Origin of the sequence: Mycobacterium sp. IS-836, assembly GCF_001954275.1 — a bacterium.
GTDB lineage: Bacteria > Actinomycetota > Actinomycetes > Mycobacteriales > Mycobacteriaceae > Mycobacterium.
Genome location: NZ_MBEU01000006.1, coordinates 24,791 through 45,402 on the forward strand (window position 1 = coordinate 24,791; position 20,612 = coordinate 45,402).

16 protein-coding genes and 1 riboswitch are annotated in these 20,612 nt (G+C 65.6%); of the genes, 6 read left to right on the top strand and 10 right to left on the bottom strand.

Going from position 1 to position 20,612, the window contains the following annotated elements:
* Nucleotides 1-54 precede the first annotated feature (54 nt).
* Nucleotides 55-1,431, top strand: coding sequence for an HNH endonuclease signature motif containing protein (locus A5747_RS03055; RefSeq protein WP_076122199.1), 1,377 nt, complete (start codon nucleotides 55-57; stop codon nucleotides 1,429-1,431).
* A 4-nt stretch (nucleotides 1,432-1,435) separates the two neighbouring features.
* On the opposite strand, the gene A5747_RS03060 is transcribed toward A5747_RS03055, so the two are convergent.
* The 5 genes from A5747_RS03060 to A5747_RS03080 form a co-directional block, all read right to left on the bottom strand.
* On the bottom strand, nucleotides 1,436-1,753 hold the full coding sequence (locus A5747_RS03060; protein WP_076122200.1) for a DUF3761 domain-containing protein: 318 nt from the start codon (nucleotides 1,751-1,753) through the stop codon (nucleotides 1,436-1,438).
* Nucleotides 1,754-1,873: 120 nt separating this feature from the next.
* Nucleotides 1,874-2,608, bottom strand: a complete 735-nt coding sequence (locus tag A5747_RS03065) for a class I SAM-dependent methyltransferase (RefSeq protein WP_076122238.1) — start codon at nucleotides 2,606-2,608, stop codon at nucleotides 1,874-1,876.
* 5 nt (nucleotides 2,609-2,613) lie between these two features.
* Nucleotides 2,614-3,753, bottom strand: a complete 1,140-nt coding sequence (locus A5747_RS03070) for a homoserine O-acetyltransferase (RefSeq protein ID WP_369804982.1) — start codon at nucleotides 3,751-3,753, stop codon at nucleotides 2,614-2,616.
* 28 nt (nucleotides 3,754-3,781) lie between these two features.
* Nucleotides 3,782-4,942, bottom strand: coding sequence for a homoserine O-acetyltransferase (locus A5747_RS03075; protein ID WP_076122201.1), 1,161 nt, complete (start codon nucleotides 4,940-4,942; stop codon nucleotides 3,782-3,784).
* Between the two features lie 11 nt (nucleotides 4,943-4,953).
* A complete protein-coding gene (locus tag A5747_RS03080) occupies nucleotides 4,954-6,342 on the bottom strand; it encodes a bifunctional o-acetylhomoserine/o-acetylserine sulfhydrylase (RefSeq protein WP_076122202.1) in 1,389 nt (462 codons plus the stop codon).
* A gap of 37 nt (nucleotides 6,343-6,379) precedes the next feature.
* Nucleotides 6,380-6,499, bottom strand: a riboswitch (SAM riboswitch).
* Nucleotides 6,500-6,700: 201 nt separating this feature from the next.
* Here A5747_RS03080 and A5747_RS03085 point away from each other — a divergent pair.
* Together A5747_RS03085 and A5747_RS03090 are read left to right on the top strand one after the other, a co-directional pair.
* Nucleotides 6,701-8,947, top strand: coding sequence for an NADP-dependent isocitrate dehydrogenase (locus A5747_RS03085; protein ID WP_076122203.1), 2,247 nt, complete (start codon nucleotides 6,701-6,703; stop codon nucleotides 8,945-8,947).
* A 38-nt stretch (nucleotides 8,948-8,985) separates the two neighbouring features.
* Complete coding sequence (locus A5747_RS03090) at nucleotides 8,986-10,227, top strand: NADP-dependent isocitrate dehydrogenase (RefSeq protein ID WP_076122204.1); 1,242 nt, start codon at nucleotides 8,986-8,988, stop codon at nucleotides 10,225-10,227.
* Here the strand turns inward: A5747_RS03090 and A5747_RS03095 are convergent.
* The gene (locus A5747_RS03095) at nucleotides 10,224-11,024 is read right to left on the bottom strand and encodes an alpha/beta fold hydrolase (RefSeq protein WP_076122240.1); all 801 of its coding nucleotides are present in this window, start codon (nucleotides 11,022-11,024) and stop codon (nucleotides 10,224-10,226) included. The genes A5747_RS03090 and A5747_RS03095 overlap by 4 nt on opposite strands.
* A gap of 174 nt (nucleotides 11,025-11,198) precedes the next feature.
* Between A5747_RS03095 and trpS the strand changes: the two genes are divergently transcribed.
* Together trpS and yhjD are read left to right on the top strand one after the other, a co-directional pair.
* On the top strand, nucleotides 11,199-12,218 hold the full coding sequence (trpS, locus tag A5747_RS03100; protein WP_076122205.1) for a tryptophan--tRNA ligase: 1,020 nt from the start codon (nucleotides 11,199-11,201) through the stop codon (nucleotides 12,216-12,218).
* A 4-nt stretch (nucleotides 12,219-12,222) separates the two neighbouring features.
* Nucleotides 12,223-13,224 carry an inner membrane protein YhjD gene (yhjD, locus tag A5747_RS03105; RefSeq protein WP_076122206.1) on the top strand — a complete coding sequence of 334 codons (1,002 nt, stop codon included), beginning with the start codon at nucleotides 12,223-12,225 and terminating at the stop codon, nucleotides 13,222-13,224.
* Between the two features lie 4 nt (nucleotides 13,225-13,228).
* Here the strand turns inward: yhjD and nagA are convergent, their stop codons facing one another.
* On the bottom strand, nucleotides 13,229-14,362 hold the full coding sequence (nagA, locus tag A5747_RS03110; protein WP_076122207.1) for an N-acetylglucosamine-6-phosphate deacetylase: 1,134 nt from the start codon (nucleotides 14,360-14,362) through the stop codon (nucleotides 13,229-13,231).
* A complete protein-coding gene (locus A5747_RS03115; RefSeq protein WP_076122208.1) occupies nucleotides 14,359-15,741 on the bottom strand; it encodes a sugar porter family MFS transporter in 1,383 nt (460 codons plus the stop codon). Before A5747_RS03115 ends, nagA begins: the two co-directional genes overlap by 4 nt.
* 118 nt (nucleotides 15,742-15,859) lie before the next feature.
* Here A5747_RS03115 and A5747_RS03120 point away from each other — a divergent pair, with 118 nt between their 5' ends.
* Nucleotides 15,860-17,182 carry a hypothetical protein gene (locus A5747_RS03120; RefSeq protein ID WP_076122209.1) on the top strand — a complete coding sequence of 441 codons (1,323 nt, stop codon included), beginning with the start codon at nucleotides 15,860-15,862 and terminating at the stop codon, nucleotides 17,180-17,182.
* Between the two features lie 8 nt (nucleotides 17,183-17,190).
* Here the strand turns inward: A5747_RS03120 and A5747_RS03125 are convergent, their stop codons facing one another.
* On the bottom strand, nucleotides 17,191-20,094 hold the full coding sequence (locus A5747_RS03125; protein WP_076122210.1) for an RND family transporter: 2,904 nt from the start codon (nucleotides 20,092-20,094) through the stop codon (nucleotides 17,191-17,193).
* Nucleotides 20,091-20,528, bottom strand: a complete 438-nt coding sequence (locus tag A5747_RS03130) for an MmpS family transport accessory protein (protein WP_076122211.1) — start codon at nucleotides 20,526-20,528, stop codon at nucleotides 20,091-20,093. Before A5747_RS03130 ends, A5747_RS03125 begins: the two co-directional genes overlap by 4 nt.
* Nucleotides 20,529-20,612 lie beyond the last annotated feature (84 nt).

Genomic DNA, 20,612 nt, shown 5'->3' on the forward strand with positions numbered 1-20,612 from the left:
TTCAGTAGTCACAAACTAACGATTCTTGTCGGTGCGCTTGGATAGCTTCGCATTATGAATTCCGGCGGGGTGGTCGACCGAGAGGCGATGACGGCTGCTTTTGATGCGTTGGACGCCGCACTCGACGTGGTCGCCGCGCTGGACTTCGATCCGCTGACCACGCCCGAACGCTTCCGTTTCTTGGAGCGCTGCGAACGGGTGCGTCGCCGGTTGCCGGCGGTGGAGCATCCGCTGATCAATCAGCTTGGCCGCCAGGCCACTCCGGAGGAGATGGGCGGCAAGCTCTCGCATGCGATGGCCGAGTGGACACTGATCAGCCGCGCCGAGGCGTCCCGGCGCATCCGCGAAGCCGCCGATCTGGGACCCCGACAAGCATTGACGGGAGAACCCCTCCCTCCTGTGCTGCCGGGCGCCGCCGCCGGGCAGCGCGATGGGACGTTGGGCCCCGGGCAAGTCGCGGTGATCCGCCGCTTCTATCACCAGCTGCCCGGCTGGATAGATGATTCCACGCGCGACCAGGCCGAAGCCCAATTGGCCAAGCAGGGCAGCCAGTTTCGTCCGGAACAACTGGCCGGGCTCGCCGACACGCTGGCCGACTGCCTCAACCCCGACGGAACCTACACCGACGAGGAACGAGCCCGGCGCCGCGGCCTGACCCTGGGCACCCAGGGCTCGGATGGAATGTCGCAGCTGCGCGGCTGGCTGACACCGGAGGCCCGCGCCACCCTGGAGGCGGTGCTGGCCAAGCTCGCCGCACCCGGGATGTGCAATCCTCTCGATGAAGCCCCAACGGTGGATGGGCCGCCCCCGCAAGAGGCCATCGACAACGACGCCCGCTCGGCGGGCCAGCGCAACCATGACGGGCTCAATGCCGCCCTGCGCGCCCTGTTGGCGTCGGGCGAGCTCGGTCAGCACAACGGACTACCGGCCTCCATCATCGTCACCACCACCCTGGCCGAACTGGAAGCCGCGGCCGGACGCGGACTCACCGGCGGGGGCACCATCTTGCCCATGAGCGACGTGATCCGCCTGGCGCGGCATGCCCGGCACTACTTGGCGATCTTCGACAAGGGCAAGGCCCTTGCGCTCTATCACGCGAAACGGCTCGCAAACCCCGCCCAGCGGATTGTGTTGTACGCCAAGGACCGCGGCTGCTCGGCGCCCGGCTGCGACGTGCCCGGGTACTACAGCGAAGTCCACCACGTCACCGATTACGCGAAGTGCCGCACCACCGACGTCAATGACCTCACCTTCGGCTGTGGACCCCACCACCGACTGCTGCGACCCGGCGGCTGGACGACGCGAAAACGCGCCAACGGCGACACCGAATGGATCCCGCCCACGCACTTGGATCGCGGCCAACCGCGAACCAACACCTTCCATCACCCCGAGAACCTGCTGCGCTACGACGAGGACGATGACGAGTGGTAACTGCTCAGCTTGTCAGCCATTGGCGTACGCCGCCGTGGCCCGAGCATGTGCCCGTGTGGTGGGTGCTGAATGAATAGTCGCCATCGCGGCAGATCGCGGTGGCTCCGGAAGGTGGCCCACCACCTACGAGGCCGGGGGCACCGCCAGGGGGCAGACCCGACGATGGCCGAGGGATACATTGTCCGTCCGAGTTTTGGTAATAACCGCTGCTACAACTGGCCAAGACCGCCGTCGGACTGCCGGCGACAACGGTTGACGCAATGCCTAAGGCTGACGCTCCAATCGCTGACGCGACGACGAGCACCCTAATCTGAACGCGCATATCGAACCCCGTACAAAACTGCGTTGATTGTCAGGCACCCGAAGCCTGCGGGAGAGCCTAACGTTTCTGTGACTCCGTCACATGAATTCGAGCAACAAAGTTCGGCGGGCTGACTCGGCCCTACTCGGCCAGCGTCGCGCGGATGCAGACGGTGACGTAGGGCATCGCCAGGCCGGTGGAATTCGCCAGTGCCGGATGGGTGGCCAGCAACTCGCGCACCTGGTCAAGCGTCCTGGTGCGGACCTCGGTGGGGGAGGTAATGCAGTAACTGCGGGAAGCCACCAGGTCGATCAGCGCTTGCGGGGTAAGGTAATTCGTCCATTCGACTTGATGGCGCTCCGACTCGGCGAATGGCGCGGGCAACCCGACGTCGAATCGACCCCTGTCGCCATCGCTGCCGATGATCTCGCCCAATTCGCGTACCCAGCCGAGCCTTTCGTCACGGGTGTTCCACACCAGGCCCAACCGGCCGCCAGGCCGCAGCACCCGGGCCACCTCCGGAATAGCGCGCTCGGGATCCACCCAATGCCACGCCTGGGCGACCAGGACCGCGTCAACGCTGTTGTCCTCCAACGGAATCTCCTCGGCGGTGCCCAGCACCGCGCGAGTCTCCGGCAGCGAACTACGCAGCACCTCCAGCATGTCCGGAATCGGGTCGACGGCCACCACGTCCAGGCCCCGCTCCACCAGGCGTGTGGTCAGCTTGCCGGTACCCGCACCGAGGTCGAGCACGTGGCGCGCGCCGCGCGGCAACAACCAGTCGATCGCCTCGGGCGGATACGACGGACGGCCACGCTCATAGGCAGCAGCTGCTGAGCCGAACGACAGCGAGCGGTCGTGCCTGGGGCGGGTCACCTTTGTCACGCGCCTTCGTTCCCGGCCAATTCCAGTGTCTTGCGGATCAAGTCGTTGACCGCCTCGGCTTCGATCAGGAAGCCATCGTGGCCGTAGGGGGACTCGAGCACGTGCAGGCCGGTGCAGCCCGGTAGCAGCTCGGCCAGTTCCTCCTGCAACCGCAGTGGGTAGAGCCGGTCACTGGTGATGCCGCCGACCACGACCGGTACCGGGCACCCGCGCAGCGCTTTTCGCACCCCACCGCGGCCGCGGCCGACGTCGTGGCTGCTGCACGACGCACTCAACGCCACGTAGGTGCCGGCGTCAAAGCGGTCCACCAGCTTGTCGCCCTGGTGCTCCAGGTAGCTCTGTACCGCGTAGCGGCCGCCGGTCAACGGGTCCTCATCGCCCTGGCTGTCGTTGGCGAACCGGGTGTCGAGCTCGGCCTCGCCGCGGTAGGTCAGGTGGGCGAAGCGACGGGCGATGGACATCCCGAAATCGGGCTTGCGTCCGGTGTCGTAGTAGTCGCCGCCCTGCCAGTCGGGGTCGCCCTTGATGACCGAAATCTGGGTCTCCAGATGACCGATCAGGTCAGCGGAGCTGCGGGCGCTCATCGCCAACAGCAGTGCGGCCCGGACCTGGTCCGGGCGGCTCACCATCCACTCCAAAGCCCTTAGGCCGCCCATCGATCCGCCGATGACGGCGGCAACCTGCTTGATACCCAGTGCGGCGAGCGCGGCGACATCCGCCTCGACCTGATCCCGCACGGAAATCCGTGGAAACCTGGAGCCCCACGGCTTTCCGTCCGGGGCAAGCGAGCTCGGCCCGGTGGAGCCACGGCAACCGCCCAGCACATTCGTGGCCACCGCGCACCAGCGGTTGGTGTCGATCGGCGCACCAGGCCCGGCCACCCCGTCCCACCATCCGGCCGTGGGATGCTCGGGTCCGGCGGGTCCCGTGATGTGCGAATCGCCGGTGAGCGCGTGCATCACGACCACCACGTTGTCACGTGTTGGCGACAATTCACCCCAGCGTTGGACGGCTATCCGGACATCGTCGATCACCGCACCGCTTTCGAGCGTCAGCGAGCCGATGTCGACCAGGCCGATTTCGCCTTCGGGGGGCAGCGTCTGGGCGGGAGTCTGGCGTGAAATGTCGGACGTCATCATCTCAGAGTTCATCACAACGCTGCCGTCACGCGCTTTCGTTCTGGGCCAATTCGTTGTGGGCCAATTCGCGCTGGGCCAGTTCGAGGGTCTTGCGGATCATGTCGCTGACCGCCTCGAATTCCAGTAGGAAGCCGTCGTGCCCGTAGGGAGAGTCGACCACCTGCAGGCCGGCACAGCCGGGCAGCAGCTCGGCCAGTTCCTCCTGCAACCGCAGCGGGTACAGCCGGTCGGACGTGATGCCACCGACTACCACCGGTACCGGGCACCCGCGCAGCGCCTCGCGCACCCCGCCGCGGCCACGGCCGACGTCGTGGCTGTTCAGCGCCTCGGTCAGCACCACATAGCTGCCGGCGTCGAACCGGCCCACCAGCTTGTCGCCCTGGTATTCCAGGTAGCTCTGCACCGCGTAGCGGCCGCCATTCAGTGGGTCCTCATCGCCCTGGCCGCCGTTGGCGAACCGGGTGTCGAGCTCGACCTCGCCGCGGTAGGTCAGGTGCGCAAAGCGACGGGCAATCGCCAGCCCGGCATCCGGTGTTCGCCCGCTGTCGTAGTAATCGCCACCCTGCCAGTTCGGGTCGGTCTCGATGGCGGCGATCTGAGTGGACTGGGTTCCGATCTGGTTGGCGGTGGCGCGCGCGCCGACCGCCAGCAGGAGCCCGGCCCCAACATCGTCGGGGTGGCCGACTATCCATTCCAAAGCCCTTGCGCCGCCCATGGATCCGCCGACGACGGCGGCAACCCGCTCGATACCCAGCGCCGCCAGCGCCGCGACGTCCGCTTCCACCTGATCCCGCACGGAAATGTGCGGAAACCTCGATCCCCACGGCTTTCCGTCCCTGGCAAGGGAACTCGGCCCCGTAGAGCCGCTACAACCACCCAGCACATTGGTGGCCACCGCGCACCACCGGTTGGTGTCGATCGGGGCGCCCGGCCCGGCCACGCCGTCCCACCATCCGGCCGTGGGGTGCCCGGGCCCGGCCGGTCCGGTGATGTGCGAATCCCCGGTGAGCGCATGCAGTACCACCACCACGTTGTCACGCGTTGGCGACAATTCACCCCAGCGCTGGATGGCGATGTAGACGTCGTCGAGCACCGCACCGTTCTCGAGGGTGAGGGAACCGATGTCGACCAGGCCGATTTCGCCTTCGGCGGGCAGCGTTTGGGCGGGAATTTCGAAAATCGTCACGTCGGGGTTCCTTAGAACGCCGCCACCGTCTGCGGGTCGCCGGCTTGAGCGGACCCCGCCGCCGGCGCACCGAATTTCCGCGCCGCGGCGAAGCCGAGCTCCAGGTCGGCGAGGATGTCGTCGATGCCCTCGATGCCGACGGCCAACCGCACCAGCCCCGGGCTGACGCCGGTGCTCAGCTGCTCGGCGGGGCTCAGCTGGGCATGCGTGGTCGACGCGGGATGAATCACCAGGGAGCGCACGTCGCCGATGTTGGCGACGTGACTGTGCAGTTGCAGCGCGTTGACGAACGCTTTCCCGGCCTCGACACCGCCCGCCAGCTCGAACGCCAGAACGGCACCGGTTCCCTTGGGCGCCAGCTTCTTTGCGCGCTCATGCCACGGCGAGTCGGGCAGCCCCGCGTAGTTGACCGACAGCACATCGTCACGCGCGGCCAGGAACTCGGCGACGCGTTGCGCATTGGCGACGTGGCGCTCCACGCGCAGGCTCAGCGTCTCCAGACCCAGCGCGACCAGGAACGCGTTGAACGGCGCCGCCGCCGACCCGTAGTCGCGCAGCAGTTGCACGCGGGCCTTGACCGCAAACGCCGGCGGTCCCAGCTCGGCGTACACCACGCCGTGGTAACTCGGATCGGGTGTGGTGAACCCGGGGAAGCGGCCCTGCGTCCAGTCGAACGTGCCGCCGTCGACGATGACGCCGGCGATCGCCGCGCCGTGCCCGCCCAGATATTTGGTGGCCGAGTGCACGACGATGTCGGCACCCTGCGTCAGCGGTTGAATCAAATACGGTGTGGCGATGGTGTTGTCGACGATCAGCGGTACACCGTTGGCGTGGGCCACCCCGGAAACCCCTGGGGTGTCCAGGATGTCGATCTGCGGGTTGGAGATGGTTTCGCCGAAGAACGCCTTGGTGTTCGGCCGCACCGCCGCCTGCCAGGAATCCAGATCGTCGGGATCCTCGACGAAGCTGACGTCGATGCCAAGCTTCGGCAGCGAATAGTGGAACAGGTTATAAGTGCCGCCGTAGAGGCGCGGGCTGGAGACGATGTGATCCCCGGCACTCGCGAGGTTCAATATGGCGAACGTCTCAGCGGCCTGTCCCGAGGACAGGAAGAGCGCGGCCACGCCGCCCTCGAGCGCGGCGATCCGCTGCTCGACCACGTCGGTGGTGGGGTTGCCGATGCGGGTGTAGATGTTGCCCGGGACCTCGAGCCCGAACAGCGCGGCGGCGTGGCTGGTGTCGTTGAAGGTGTAGGACGTGGTCTGGTAAATCGGCAGGGCACGGGCACTGGTCGCCGGGTCGGGACTCTGGCCGGCGTGAACCTGCTTCGTCTCGAACGACCAGGTTTCGGACGAGCCATGTGCAGTCGGATCGGCCTCGGGACCGGTGTCGTCGCTCATGGAAAGCTTCCCCTCTAGTCAGGGGCCCGTCATGGCGGACCCGCGCTTGCCGGATAGCCGGTTGTGGCTACTCAACCTGGTCATCACCCGGGGCACCCCACCGCGGTTGGAGGGTTGCCGGCCAGCAAGCCGGGGCTTGTCGCTGGCGCTCATGACCGATACGAAGCCTAGCTTATTGTGCGGAGCGGGCGCCAATGGGCCGCTGCGGTGCCAATCGGTGGGCCATCGGTGCCGCGGTGTGCGGCCTGGCCTGCGGGTCGACACCTGTCCAAATCCCCTTGATAACGTGGCAAGCAGAACGCCGAGCCCTATCCATATCTGACCCCAATCTGACCCAACGCCGGGAGATGGACCAACCGTGTGCGCCGAACAGCCGACCGTCATCTACACGCTGACCGACGAGGCGCCGCTGCTGGCGACCTACGCGTTCCTGCCGATCCTGCGAACGTTCGCCGAGCCGGCAGGCATCAAGATCGAGACGCGTGACATCTCCGTGGCCGCCCGGATCCTTGCCGAGTTCGCCGATTACCTCACCGAAGAGCAGCGGGTGCCAGACGACCTGGCGGAACTGGCCGCGCTGACGAAGCGACCCGACACCAACATCATCAAGTTGCCCAACATCAGCGCCTCGGTGCCCCAGTTGGTCGCCGCGATCAAGGAGCTGCAAGGCAAGGGGTACAAGATTCCGGACTTTCCGCAGAGTCCGAAGACCGACGAGGACAAGGCAATTCGCGAGCGATACGCCAAATGCCTTGGCAGCGCGGTCAACCCGGTACTGCGTGAGGGCAACTCGGACCGACGCGCGCCCAAGGCCGTCAAGGAGTACGCGCGCAAGCACCCGCACAGCATGGGTGAGTTCTCGCCGGCGGCGCGCACCCACGTCGCGACCATGCGCCACGGCGACTTCTATCACGGCGAGAAGTCGATGACGCTGGATCGCGCGCGCAACGTGAAGATGGTGCTGGAAACCAAAAGCGGGCAGACCCTCGAGCTCAAACCCAAAGTCGAGCTGCGCGACGGCGACGTCATCGACAGCATGTTCATGAGCAAGAAAGCGCTCTGCGAGTTCTACGAGGAGCAGATGCAGGACGCCTACGAAACCGGCGTGATGTTCTCACTCCACGTCAAGGCGACCATGATGAAGGTTTCCCACCCGATCGTCTTCGGCCACGCCGTGAAGGTCTTCTACAAGGAAGCATTCGCCAAGCACCAGGCGCTGTTCGACGAACTCGGGGTCAACGTCAACAACGGACTGGTCGATCTCTACGACAAGATCGAGTCGTTGCCGGCGTCGCTGCGCGAGGAGATCATCCGCGACATACACGCCTGCCACGAACACCGTCCCGAGCTGGCGATGGTCGATTCGGCCAAGGGCATCACCAACTTCCATTCGCCCAGCGACGTGATCGTGGACGCGTCGATGCCGGCGATGATCCGCGCCGGCGGCAAGATGTGGGGCGCCGACGGGCGGCAGAAGGACACCAAGGCCGTCAACCCCGAGTCGACCTTCGCGCGCATCTACCAGGAGATCATCAACTTCTGTAAAACCCACGGGCAGTTCGACCCGACGACGATGGGCACCGTGCCCAACGTCGGCCTGATGGCGCAGCAGGCCGAGGAGTACGGCTCGCACGACAAGACGTTCGAAATCCCCGAGGACGGCGTCGCCAACATCGTCGACCTCGACACCGGGGAAGTCCTGCTCACCCAGAACGTGGAAGAAGGCGACATCTGGCGGATGCCCATCGTCACCGACGAAGCGATCCGCGACTGGGTCAAGCTGGCCGTCACGCGGGCCCGGAACTCGGGCATGACGGTGGTGTTCTGGCTCGACACCGAACGGCCGCACGAGGTCGAGCTGCGCAAGAAGGTCAAGGCCTACCTGAAGGAGCACGACACCGAGGGCCTGCACATCCAGATCATGCCGCAGGTGTGGGCCATGAGGTACACGCTGGAGCGCCTGATGCGCGGGCAGGACACCATCGCCGCGACCGGAAACATCCTGCGCGACTACCTCACCGACCTGTTCCCCATCCTGGAGCTCGGGACCAGCGCCAAGATGCTGTCCATCGTGCCGCTGATGTCCGGCGGCGGAATGTATGAAACCGGAGCGGGCGGTTCGGCGCCCAAGCACGTCCACCAACTCGTCGAGGAGAATCATCTGCGCTGGGATTCCCTCGGTGAGTTCCTCGCTCTGGGAGCGTGTTTCGAAGACATCGGTATCAAGACCGGCAACGAGCGCGCCAAGATTCTGGGCAAGACGCTGGACGCGGCGATCGGCAAGCTGTTGGACAACAACAAGAGTCCGTCGCGCAAGCCGGGCGAACTCGACAACCGCGGCAGCCAGTTCTACTTGGCGCTGTACTGGGCCGAGCAACTTGCCGCGCAATCCGACGACGAAGAGTTGCGCGCGCACTTCGCCGCGCTGGCCGAGGAGCTGAGCCGCAATGAGGACGCCATCGTGGCCGAGCTCGCGCAGGCGCAGGGCGACGCGGTCGACATCGGCGGCTACTATCGCCCGGACACCGAGAAGACGACTGCAGTGATGCGGCCGAGCAAAACGTTCAACGAAGCGCTAGCCGCTTCGCAAGCCTCCCAAGGCTAGGTCCGCAAGGACGCGGCAAAAAGAAAGTCGAACTCGATATGTCAGGCGAATCCAGAGGCGAATCCAAGATCAAGGTCAAGGGCCCGGTAGTCGAGCTCGACGGCGACGAGATGACCCGCGTCATCTGGAAGCTCATCAAGGACATGCTGATCCTGCCCCATCTCGACATCAACCTGGACTACTACGACCTGGGCATGGAGCACCGCGACCGCACCGACGACCAGGTGACGATCGACGCGGCCTATGCCATCAAGAAGCACGGCGTCGGCGTCAAGTGCGCGACCATCACCCCCGACGAGGCGCGCGTCCAGGAGTTCAACCTGAAGAAGATGTGGCTGTCGCCCAACGGAACGATCCGAAACATCTTGGGCGGCACCATTTTCCGAGAGCCGATTGTGATCTCCAATGTCCCACGGCTGGTTCCGGGCTGGACCAAGCCAATCGTCATCGGCCGTCACGCCTTCGGTGATCAGTACCGGGCCACCAACTTCAAGGTCGACCAGCCCGGAACAGTGACATTGACTTTCACGCCCGCCGACGGCAGCGAGCCGATGGTGCACGAGATGGTGTCCATCCCCGAGGACGGCGGTGTCGTGATGGGGATGTACAACTTCAAGGAATCCATCCGCGATTTCGCCCGCGCGTCATTCGCGTACGGCCTGAACGCCAAGTGGCCGGTGTATCTGTCGACGAAGAACACCATCCTGAAGGCCTACGACGGCATGTTCAAGGACGAGTTCGAGCGCATTTACGAAGAGGAATTCAAGGACAAGTTCGAGGCCGAAGGGCTGACCTACGAGCACCGGCTGATCGACGACATGGTCGCGGCCTGCCTCAAGTGGGAGGGCGGCTACGTGTGGGCGTGCAAGAACTACGACGGCGACGTCCAGTCGGACACCGTCGCGCAGGGCTACGGATCCCTGGGGTTGATGACGTCGGTGCTGATGACCGCGGACGGCAAGACGGTCGAGGCGGAGGCCGCACACGGCACGGTCACCAGGCATTTCCGCCAGTACCAGGCCGGCAAGCCGACGTCGACCAACCCGATCGCCTCGATCTTCGCCTGGACGCGGGGGCTGCAGCACCGCGGAAAGCTGGACGACACGCCTGAGGTGATCGAGTTCGCCCAGAAGCTCGAGGACGTCGTCATCGGCACCGTCGAGGGCGGCAAGATGACCAAGGACCTCGCCATCCTCATCGGCCCTGAGCAGGAGTGGCAGAACAGCGAGGACTTCCTCAACTCGATCGCCGAGAACCTGGAAAAGGAACTGGCTAACTAACTCGCCGGCGGGTTTTCGGCCGCCCGCAGCGGCGGGCTGCACTCGTCGATGAACTCGGAGATGACCTGGGTGACCCGCTCGGGCGCCTCGAACATCGGAACGTGCCCGACGCCGTCGAGCTTGGTGATCTTCGTTCCTTCGGGCAGGTGATCGGTGAAGTGCCGGCTGAATCTGCGCGGCGGGACCACGCGGTCCTTCTCGCACAGCACCAGCTGGACGGGCACCGCCGTCTCGGCCAACTCGAGCAACCCCGGCTGCATCAGCGACTTGAAAAGCAGCTGGAAATAGGCCGGGCAATGGGCGGCGTCGTCGATGACGCCGGACAGTTCGCGTTCGCTGACCCCGTCCGGCGACGCGCTCAGCGGCAGGGTCGCCAGCCGGCGGCTGAACGGCAGCTGCAGGGTCCGTTGACCGAGCAATCGCGCCAGGACCAGCAGCGGCATGCCCGAGAGGAACTTGCTGATCACCTCGAATTTGACCGGGCTCCAGCGCGTCCAGCCCCCCGCGGCGCCGATGCCGGTGACGCTGCGCGCCCGCCCGCGCCGCTCGAGTTCGAACGCCACCCAGCCGCCCAGCGAGTTGCCCACCATGTGGGCGTTGTCCCAGCCGAGTTCGTCGAGCTGCCGCTCGACGTGGTCGGCCAGCACCGACGAGCTCAGCAGCCAGGTGCCGGCGTACGGTCCGCCGTTGTGCCCGGCCATGGTCGGGGCGAACACCTCGTAGCGGCCGGTGTCGGCCAGCCGCGGCGCCACCCCGTCCCACACCGTCTGCGACATGAGGAACCCGTGCAGGAGCAGGACCGGCTCTCGGGAACCGTCCCTGGTGCCCTGAGTAGAACCAAGGTGGATCGGCGGGCGAGTCGTCATGCTGCCGACACTAAAGGCGATACCGCCGGTACCGCAAGCAAGGCGCGGTCTGGTAACGGCCGTGGGCCCGCACGAAAACCGGGGCGTGAAAAGATCGGGGGCATCATGAGCACCGCTACCGGACCCAGCCGCATCTTTTCGGGCGTGCAGCCCACGTCCGATTCGCTTCACCTCGGCAACGCGTTGGGCGCCGTGACCCAATGGGTCGCGCTGCAGGACGACCACGACTCGTTCTTCTGCGTCGTCGACCTGCACGCCATCACCGTCCCGCAGGATCCCGAGGCGCTGCGACGCCGGACCCTGGTGACCGCCGCGCAGTACCTGGCGCTGGGCATCGATCCGGCGCGCAGCACCGTCTTCGTGCAGAGTCAGGTTCCCGCCCACACGCAGTTGGCATGGGTGCTGGGCTGCTTCACCGGCTTCGGGCAGGCGTCGCGGATGACGCAGTTCAAGGACAAGTCGCTGCGCCAGGGCAGCGACTCCACCACCGTCGGCCTGTTCACCTATCCCGTCCTGCAGGCCGCCGACGTGCTGGCGTACGACACCGACCTGGTGCCCGTCGGCGAGGATCAGCGCCAGCACCTCGAGTTGGCGCGCGATGTCGCGCAGCGGTTCAACGCCCGCTTCCCGGACACCTTCGTGGTTCCCGACGTGCTCATCCCTAAGGTCACCGCGAAGATCTACGACCTGGGCGATCCGACGTCGAAGATGAGCAAGTCGGCGGCCACCGATGCCGGCTTGATCAACCTGCTGGACGATCCGGCGTTGTCCGCCAAGAAGATTCGCTCGGCCGTGACCGACAGCGAGCGCGAGATTCGTTACGACACCGAGGCGAAGGCGGGCGTGTCGAACCTGCTGACCATCCAATCGGCGGTCACGGGTGTCGGCATCGACAAGCTCGTCGAGGGCTACGCCGGGCGCGGTTATGGCGATCTGAAGAAGGACACGGCCGACGCCGTCGTCGAGTTCGTCAGGCCGATCAAGACGCGGGTCGACGAATTGCTGGCCGATCGCACCGAATTGGAGGCCGTGCTGGCCGCCGGCGCGGAGCGCGCCCAGGATGTGGCCGGGAAAACGGTACAGCGGGTTTACGATCGGCTGGGGTTCCTTCTCCAACGGAAGTAGATTCATGGATCGGCTGCGGGCCCGGTTCGGATGGTTCGATCACGTGATGCGCGCCTATGGGCGCTTCGACGACCGCAACGGCAGCTTCTTCGCGGCGGGCTTGAGCTACTACACGATCTTCGCGTTATTTCCCTTGCTGATGGTGGGTTTCGCGATCGTCGGATTCACGTTGTCCCGCCGCCCCCAGCTGCTGGACACGATTCAGAACCATATCCACGCCTCGGTGCCCGGCTCGCTGGGGCAGCAGCTGGTCCAATTGATGAACTCGGCGATCGACGCGCGGGCATCCGTCGGTGTGATCGGTCTGGCGACCGCGGCCTGGGCCGGCCTGGGCTGGATGTCACACCTGCGGCAGGCGCTGACCGAGATGTGGTGGGACCAACGCATCGACTCGCCGGGCTTCGTGCGCAACAAGTTATCCGATCTGCTGGCGATGCTGGCGACGTTCTTGGTGTTGATGGCCACCGTCGCGTTGAGCGCGCTCGCCCACGCCGCGCCGATGTCGGCCATGTTGAGGTGGTTTGGGATACCCCAGTATTCGGTGTTCGACCTGATCTTCAGGATCGTTTCGCTGGTGGTGTCCTGGCTGGTTTCCTGGCTGCTGTTCACCTGGATGATCGCCCGGCTGCCGCGTGAAAAGGTGAGCCTCGTCGCCTCGATGCGGGGCGGGTTGATGGCGGCGATCGGCTTCGAACTCTTCAAACAGGTGGGATCGATCTACTTGCAGACCGTGCTGCGCAGTCCGGCGGGCGCCGTGTTCGGTCCGGTGTTGGGCCTGATGGTGTTCGCCTACATCACCGGCTTTCTCGTCCTGTTCGCCGCCGCATGGGCCGCCACCGCGTCCACCGATCCGCGCGCCAAGCCCGTCGAGCCGCCGACGCCCGCGATCATCGCCCCGCGGGTACAGCTGCGCGAGGGGCCCAGCGCGCGTCAGACCCTGGCCGCGATGGCCGCGGGAGCCGTTGGTGCGCTGGCCTTTTCCCGCCTGACCCGCCGCAGGCGGTGACTGACTAGCCGGCCCGCCAGTCGCCGCGCACCATGACTGCGCGGACCCGCAAATCGCGGTCCAGCACAACAAGATTGGCGTCATAGCCCGCCCGCAGGCTGCCCACCCGCTGCAGGCCCAGCGCACCGGCCGGCGTCGCCGAGGTCATCTGGACCGCGGCGGCCAGTCCCGCATCGGCGGCCACGGTGCGAAAAAGCCGATCCATGGTGGCGGTGCTGCCGGCGATCGTCGAGGTTCCGCGCACCCGCGCCACGCCGGACTCCACGTCGATCGCCACCGAGCCGAGCGCAAACGCCCCGTCGTCGCAACCGGCCGCGGCGATCGCGTCGGTGATCAGGGCGACCCGGTCGGGCCCGGCCGCCCCGATCACCGCGCGTGTCATCGCGGGGTGGACGTGCACGCCGTCGGCGATGAGCTCCACGGTGACCCGCGGGTTCTGCAGCAGGGCGAGTGCCGGGCCGGGCTCGCGATGGTGCAACGGCGGCATCGCGTTGAACAGATGCGTGCCGACGGTGGCGCCCAGCGCGAGCGCGCGGTTGGTCTGCTCGTAGGTCGCATCCGTATGGCCCACGGCGACAACCACATCCGCGTCCAGAAAGCGCCGGATCGCGTCGTCACTCCCGGCCCGCTCGGGCGCCAGCGTGACCATCCGGATCGTTCCGGCGCCCGCGGCGAGCACGGCGTCGATCTCGGCGGGGTCTGGGTCGCGCATCTGGGCAGGGTCGAGCGCTCCGCAACGAGCCGCGCTCAGCCACGGCCCCTCCAGGTGGATGCCGGCGACGACGCCCTGCCGGGTCGCGTCGGCCAGTGCCCGCACGCCGGCGATCAGCTCCGCGGGCGGGGCGGTGACCAGGCTGGCCAGCGTCGTCGTCGTGCCATGCGCCAGGTGGAACCCGGCGGCCTTGGCGATCTCCCCGGTCTGCAGGTAGGACGTGTACGACGCCCCGCCGCCGCCGTGCACGTGCATGTCGATAAACCCCGGCACCACAACGCAACCGGGAAAATCGCGGTCCGCGGGCCGCCTGGACTGATCCGGTGGCGGGCCGGCACCGCAGGCGACGATCTGCGCGCCCGACGTCTCGATCCATCCCGGTCGGCACACCTCACCGTCGAGTACTACGGTGCCCGCACTGATCATGGGCCCGGGTTTTCCCAACGGCCACCGTTTTCCCAGAAGTGGCTTATCTCCTCGAGTTGGCGTCCCTTGGTCTCGGGAGCCGACCGGTGCACAAAGCCGAAGGCGGCCACCGCGAGGGTCGCGAACACCGCGAAAGTCCCCGCGCCGCCCAGGGAATGCAGCATCGTCAGAAAGACGGCGGCAACGATCGCGTTGGCCACCAGGTTGGAGGTGAGCATCGCGCTCGAACCGATGGACCGTAGCCGGGACGGGAAGCTTTCACTCGCGTACACCCACCCCAGGGAGCCGAAACCCAGGGTGTAGCCGATGATGAACAACAGCACGCCGGCGAACCCGAAAAACAATCCGGCGCCGCCGAGATGGCCCTGGGCGAACACGGCGATCAGGACGACATCGGCGACGATCATCATCGCGATGCCGGACAACAGGATTGGGCGGCGCCCCACCCGGTCGACGAGAAGCAGCGCGGTGCACACCGCCGCCAAGCCGGCGACCTGAACCAGTGCGGGCAGGGCCAGCAGCGCGAAATTGCCTTTGAAGCCCATGGCTTCGAATATTCGGGGGCTGTAGTAGATGATCGCGTTGATGCCGGTGATCTGGATCAGGAAACCGAGCGTGACCACGAAGGTGGTGGCCCGCAGATAGGGCCTGCGAAGCATCTCCAGCAGCATTTCGCGCAGCCCCCCGCCGCTTTCTTCCCGTATGGCAATGGCGATTTCGGCGAGTTCGTCGTCGGCCTGTGCGCTGGCCTCCACGCCCAGCAGCGCTCGGCGGGCGTCGTCGGCCCGGCCCTTCAGCAGATACCACCGAGCGGTGTCGGGCAGCCGAGCCAGCAGCGGCAGGAGGAGCACCGCGGGTACGGCGGCGAGGCCCAGCATCCACCTCCAGCTGTGGGTGCCCGCCAACAGGTAACCGGTCAGGTAGCCGATGATCAGCGCGCTGACGATGGCCAGTTGATAGGCCGTCAGCAGCGACCCACGCACCGCCGCCGGGGCCGATTCCGCGATGTATACCGGGACGACCACCACCATCACGCCGATGGTCAGACCGAGCACGAATCGCGCCGCCAACAGCATCGGTAGCGATACCGAGAACGCACCGACAAGCGCGAACACCGTGTAACCGGCGGCGATCAGGATCATCGACTTCTTGCGCCCGATCGCGTTGGCCAGTACTCCGCCACCGAGCGCCCCGGCGATCTGGCCGACCACAACCATCGTCGTCAGGAGTTCTTGTTGCCGGGTCGTGAGTCCGAAGTCCTCGGTGATGAACAGTTGCGCGGCGGCGATGATCGACAGGTCGTATCCGAAGATGATGCCGAGGCTGGCCGCGGTGAGCCCAACCCGCAGGCCCCGCCGCGATGGGGGGGCTTGAGTCATTTCGGTGAGTCTAATGTTGCGGCATCGCGTGTCCCCCTATCGGGGGACACGCGAATTCCACCCGCGCTGCCCGATCGGCGGATACTTCTGTGAGCTCAGCCACCATAAATTTGTCAGCATGCCCGCAGCCCTGGTACCCACCGCCCCGGCACAGCCGCGCGTGTTCGGTCGCCTGCTTTCCCAGGGCACCTTCTACAACGCAGGCATGCAACTCAGCAACGGCAGCGTGGTGCTGGCGTTCGTCTGCGCGCACCAGGGTCTCAGCTGGGTGGCCGCGCTGCTCTTTCCGGCCTACAGCCTCGGCGATATCGTCGGGAACTCGGTGTCTCCGGTGGTGCTGCAGCGGGTGGGTCTGATGCGGCACCGGCTGCTGGCGGCGTTGGTGGCGAGCGTGGCTGCACTGATCTTGTGCGACGCGTTCGTTCCTTGGAACGGCGGTCTCGCCGCGCCGGTGTTTCTGTTGACTTGCGGGGCAGCCGGAGTCCTCCTCGGGATCGCCGGCGTCGCGTACCCCGACCTGATCTCCAGCAAGCTATCCGCGGCGGGGCGTGGCGAGCTGTTGCTGTTCCAGGGTGCCACCGGGTCGGTGCTGGCCACCCTGGTCACGTTGTTCGTCGTTCCGGTACTGGCCCACGGCGACGAGATGATGTATCGCCGCGATCTGCTGTGGCTGGGCGCAGCCGGACTGGTCGTCTCGGCCATCGCGGCGCTGTCCGTCGGCCCGGTGCGGTCCGTCTCGAACACCACCCGGATGTCCGCGCGGCAGACCTACCGGCAGGGCTTCGCGGTCGCGCGCTCCCAGCCATGGTTTCGCCGGTATGTAACCGCGTGCCTGTTGTTCGCTCCGGTCACCCTTGGCACCACGTTCTATGCGCTGCGCACCGCCCACCACAACAGCAGCTTGCATGTGCTGGTGATCCTGTCGAGCATCGGATTGGTTTTCGGGTCGCCGCTGTGGCGCAAGGTTTTCCGGCTCTTCGGGGTGCGCGGCATGATGCTGGGCAGTGCCCTGCTCAGCATCGCCGCCGCCACGCTGACCGTGGTTGCCGAGGCGTGCGGCCAGTGGTTCCACATCTGGGCGTACGGCACGGTGTTCCTGCTGGCGACGGTGGCGGGCCAGGCTGTCTTCGCCGCGGCGATTTCGTGGCTCAGCGCGGTGGCCGACGAGTCGCACCGCGGGACACTGATCGCGTTCAGCTCGACGCTGGTTGCTATCGAGGCCATGGCGCTCGCATTCGTGCTCGGCAGCATCGCGCAGAACCACACCGCGATCTGGCCGGACGTCGTGGTGCTGGTGCTGGCCGTCGCCGCGGCCATTGCGGCGCTGGGAGCACCGAAGTCGGAGACGCGACCGGCACCCGCCGATCGCGAGCGCACGGTGGCGTTCGCGCCCCGGTCCTTCGCGAGGGTCGCGCCGCCGGTGAGCCTTCAGGCCGCCTAGGTCAGGGCCTAGGTCAGGGGCCGTTCCGGCGACTTGTCGGCGGGCGTCTGCAACAGCGCGCGCACCAGACGACGGGCCGCGTAGGGCCGAAGCATCTGGCTGGCCGGGCGTGGGCGCACCCGTTGGGGCCACCAGAACCAGCGGCCGAGCAGCGCGGCGATGGACGGCGTCATGAACGAGCGCACGATCAGCGTGTCGAAGAGCAAGCCCAATCCGATGGTGGTGCCGATCTGTCCGATGATCCGCAAGTCGCTGAAGATAAAGAGCGACATGGTGACGGCGAAGACCATGCCGGCAGCGGTCACCACCCCTCCGGTGCCCGCCATCGCGCGGATGATCCCCGTATTCAAACCCGAATTGACTTCCTCTTTGAGGCGGGAGATCAGCAACAGGTTGTAGTCCGATCCCACCGCCAACAGCAGGATCACCGACATCGCCATGACCAGCCAATACAAATCGACGTGAAGCAGGTCCTGCCAGACGAGGACCGACAGGCCGAAGGATGAGCCCAGGGAGAGGAGCACCGTCCCTACGATGACCGCGGCGGCAATCACGCTTCGGGTGACGATCATCATGATGATCAGAATGAGGCTGATCGCAGCCACTCCGGCGATCAGCAGATCGTAGGTGGCGCCCTCTTGGATGTCGCGGAACATCGCGGCGGTGCCGCCGAGAGATATCGCGGCGCCCTGCAAGGGAGTTCCCTTGATGGCTTCTCTTGCCGCCTGCTGGATCGGCTCCACCCGGCCGATGCCCGCGGGCGACTCGGGCTCTCCCTCGAGGGCAATGATGAAGCGGGCCGCCTTGCCATCGGGCGACAAGAACATCTTGAGGCCGCGCCTGAAATCCGGGTTGTCGAGGGCGGACTGGGGCAGATAGAACGAATCGTCGACCTGGGCGGCGTCAAAGACCCGGCCCATGGCCCCGGGGTCTTTCGTATTCATCTCTTGCTGCTTGTAGAACGACAAGAGTGTGCCGTGCCAGACGACCATCATGTCTCGCATGATCGTCATCGTCGACAGCATCGGCAGCATCTGCGCGCGCATCTCCGGCAAAAGCTTGACGAGGATATCCAGATCCTTGGCGAGGAATGCCAGCTTCTCGCTCAGCTGGTCCACATTGTCGAACGTGTCGAATACTGCTCGGATCGCCCAGCAGGCCGGGATATCGAAACAATGCTTCTCCCAGTAGAAATAGCTACCGATCGGGCGAAGGAAATCCGAGAGGTCCGCGAGGTGATCGCGAATTGTATCCGTGATATTCGACATGTCATGGGTCAGGCTGTCCATGTCGTTCGTATTGTCGATGATCTTGCCCATGATGTCGTACATGCGATGCATGGTTTCGATCGATACATCCATCGCCTGCACCTGGACCAGCATGTCGTCCAATCGGTCCTTCATGAATCCCATGTTTTCCGCATTCGTGACGCCTTGCATGCTGATGAGGAATGGAATCGACGTGTGCTTGATGGACGTTCCCAGCGGCCTGGTTATCGATTTCACCTGTGCGATTCCGGGGCTGTGAAATATCGTCTTGGCCACCTTGTCCAGCACCAGCATGTCAACCGACGTGCGCATGTCGTGATCGCTCTCGAGCAACAGCACCTCGGGGTTGAGCCGTGCCAGCGAAAAGTGTCGGGCCGCGGCCCTATCCCCGACATTGGACGGCATACCGGCCGGCATGTATTTGCCCAGCGCGTAAGTAGTCCGATAAGTCGGCAGTGCCAGCAGGCCGATCGACGCGATCAGGCACGTCGCGAAGAGCACCGGGCCCGGCCAGCGGACGATCGCGGTGCCCACTCGGCGCCAGCGCCGAGTATTGAGCCGTCGCCTGGGGTCGAACAGCTCGAAGAAGCTGGCGACGGTCAGCACGGCTGGGCCGAGTGTGATCGCGGCGAGGACGGCAACCAACATGCCGATCGCACAGGGAGCGCCGAGCGAGTGGAAGTACGGGAGTCGCGCAAAGCTGAGGCAACACATGGCGCCTGCGATGGTCAGGCCCGAGCCCAAAATCACGTGAACCGTGCCGTGAATCATGGTGAAGAAAGCGGTTTTTCGATCCTCGCCCGCGTAGCGCGCCTCGTGGTAGCGGCCGAGCATGAATATCGCATAGTCGGTGCTGGCGGCGATGGCCAACAGGGTGAGCAGGTTGACCGCGAAGGTCGAAAGGCCAAAGACGTTGTGAGCGGCCAGAAATGCCACGGTCCCGCGAATCGCCCCCAGCTCGATCCCGACCATGGCCAGGACCAGGGCCATGGTGACCACGGATCGGTAGATGAACAGCAACATCACCGCGATCACCACACCGGTAATCAGGGTGACCCTGCCGATGCTTTTGTCCCCGGCCACCGATTGGTCGGCGATCTGCGCTGTCGGACCGGTGACGTAGGCCCTGATCCCCGGCGGCGCCGGGGTGCTATCCACGATGTGCCGGACGGCGAAAACCGCGTTGTACGCCTCCGTCTCGCTTTTGCCGGCGAGATAGACCACGACGTACGCGGCCTTGTCATCCGCGCTTTGCGATCCCGTGGCGGTGAGCGGATCATTCCAGAAGTCCTGGATGTGCGCGACGTGGCGAGTATCGGCTGAAAGCCTGTGCAGCAGCTCGTTATAGAACCGGTGAGCGGCATCCGCGAGTGGTTTGTCGCCTTCCAGCACCACGGTGACCGCGTTCTCGGAATCAAACTCGCCGAACACCTTGCCGATTCGTTTTATCGCCTGAATCGACGCGCCACCCTTGGGACTCATGGATACCGAGTGCGCTTTTCCGACCGCTTCCAGTTGCGGGACAGCGATATTGAGAAGGGCCGTGAGCACCACCCACAACAGGACGATGGGCGCCGCAAACCGGCGGATCAGCCGCGGGAAGAGCGGCGGGTTGGAATCCGGGGCGGCGTCCGTTTCGCTCATCCGCCCGCCACTTCGCAATAAGTCAGGGCCTTTGGTCCGGTCACGGACCTCTCGTCTTTAATCGCGCCGTTCACGGTGATTCGGCAGCCGAGCATGTCGCCACTGCTCTGTGCCTCAAGGTTGACCGTGATCGCGGTCAGCGTCGTCGTCACCGTTTGGGACCAGGGGAGCGGCGCATTTTCCAGTTGCTGCACCCTGGCATCGGGATCCAAATAGGCGATTCTTGCGGACGTCGCGGGTCCGAAGATTTCATAGGTGACCTGTTTTGGGTTGTACGGCGGGATATCGCGATCGGCCTTAACCCTCACAACGGGGTGCCCGTGAACGCCAAACATCCCGTGCAGACGATAGATGCCGAATCCCGCGACGCTGGCCACCGCGAGGACTGCCAGCAATAACCACATTCGTTTGACGAACCTGGTAACCCGAATCATCTTTTCCCTCGTGTTGTGCCACCGGGTCGAAATATCGCGTGTCGCGTCATTGCCGCGTCGTCGCATTAGCGACGAAAACGCTAC

Excerpts from the sequence above, each read along its gene's own strand:
- A5747_RS03115 (WP_076122208.1), bottom strand. The coding sequence starts at position 15,741 with ATGACTCAAGCCCCCCCATCGCGGCGGGGCCTGCGGGTTGGGCTCACC.
- A5747_RS03130 (WP_076122211.1), bottom strand. The coding sequence starts at position 20,528 with ATGATTCGGGTTACCAGGTTCGTCAAACGAATGTGGTTATTGCTGGCA.
- yhjD (WP_076122206.1), top strand. The coding sequence starts at position 12,223 with ATGGATCGGCTGCGGGCCCGGTTCGGATGGTTCGATCACGTGATGCGC.
- A5747_RS03120 (WP_076122209.1), top strand. The coding sequence starts at position 15,860 with ATGCCCGCAGCCCTGGTACCCACCGCCCCGGCACAGCCGCGCGTGTTC.
- A5747_RS03080 (WP_076122202.1), bottom strand. The coding sequence starts at position 6,342 with ATGAGCGACGACACCGGTCCCGAGGCCGATCCGACTGCACATGGCTCG.
- A5747_RS03090 (WP_076122204.1), top strand. The coding sequence starts at position 8,986 with ATGTCAGGCGAATCCAGAGGCGAATCCAAGATCAAGGTCAAGGGCCCG.
- A5747_RS03070 (WP_369804982.1), bottom strand. The coding sequence starts at position 3,753 with ATGACGTCCGACATTTCACGCCAGACTCCCGCCCAGACGCTGCCCCCC.
- A5747_RS03060 (WP_076122200.1), bottom strand. The coding sequence starts at position 1,753 with ATGCGCGTTCAGATTAGGGTGCTCGTCGTCGCGTCAGCGATTGGAGCG.
- A5747_RS03055 (WP_076122199.1), top strand. The coding sequence starts at position 55 with ATGAATTCCGGCGGGGTGGTCGACCGAGAGGCGATGACGGCTGCTTTT.
- trpS (WP_076122205.1), top strand. The coding sequence starts at position 11,199 with ATGAGCACCGCTACCGGACCCAGCCGCATCTTTTCGGGCGTGCAGCCC.
- nagA (WP_076122207.1), bottom strand. The coding sequence starts at position 14,362 with ATGATCAGTGCGGGCACCGTAGTACTCGACGGTGAGGTGTGCCGACCG.
- A5747_RS03125 (WP_076122210.1), bottom strand. The coding sequence starts at position 20,094 with ATGAGCGAAACGGACGCCGCCCCGGATTCCAACCCGCCGCTCTTCCCG.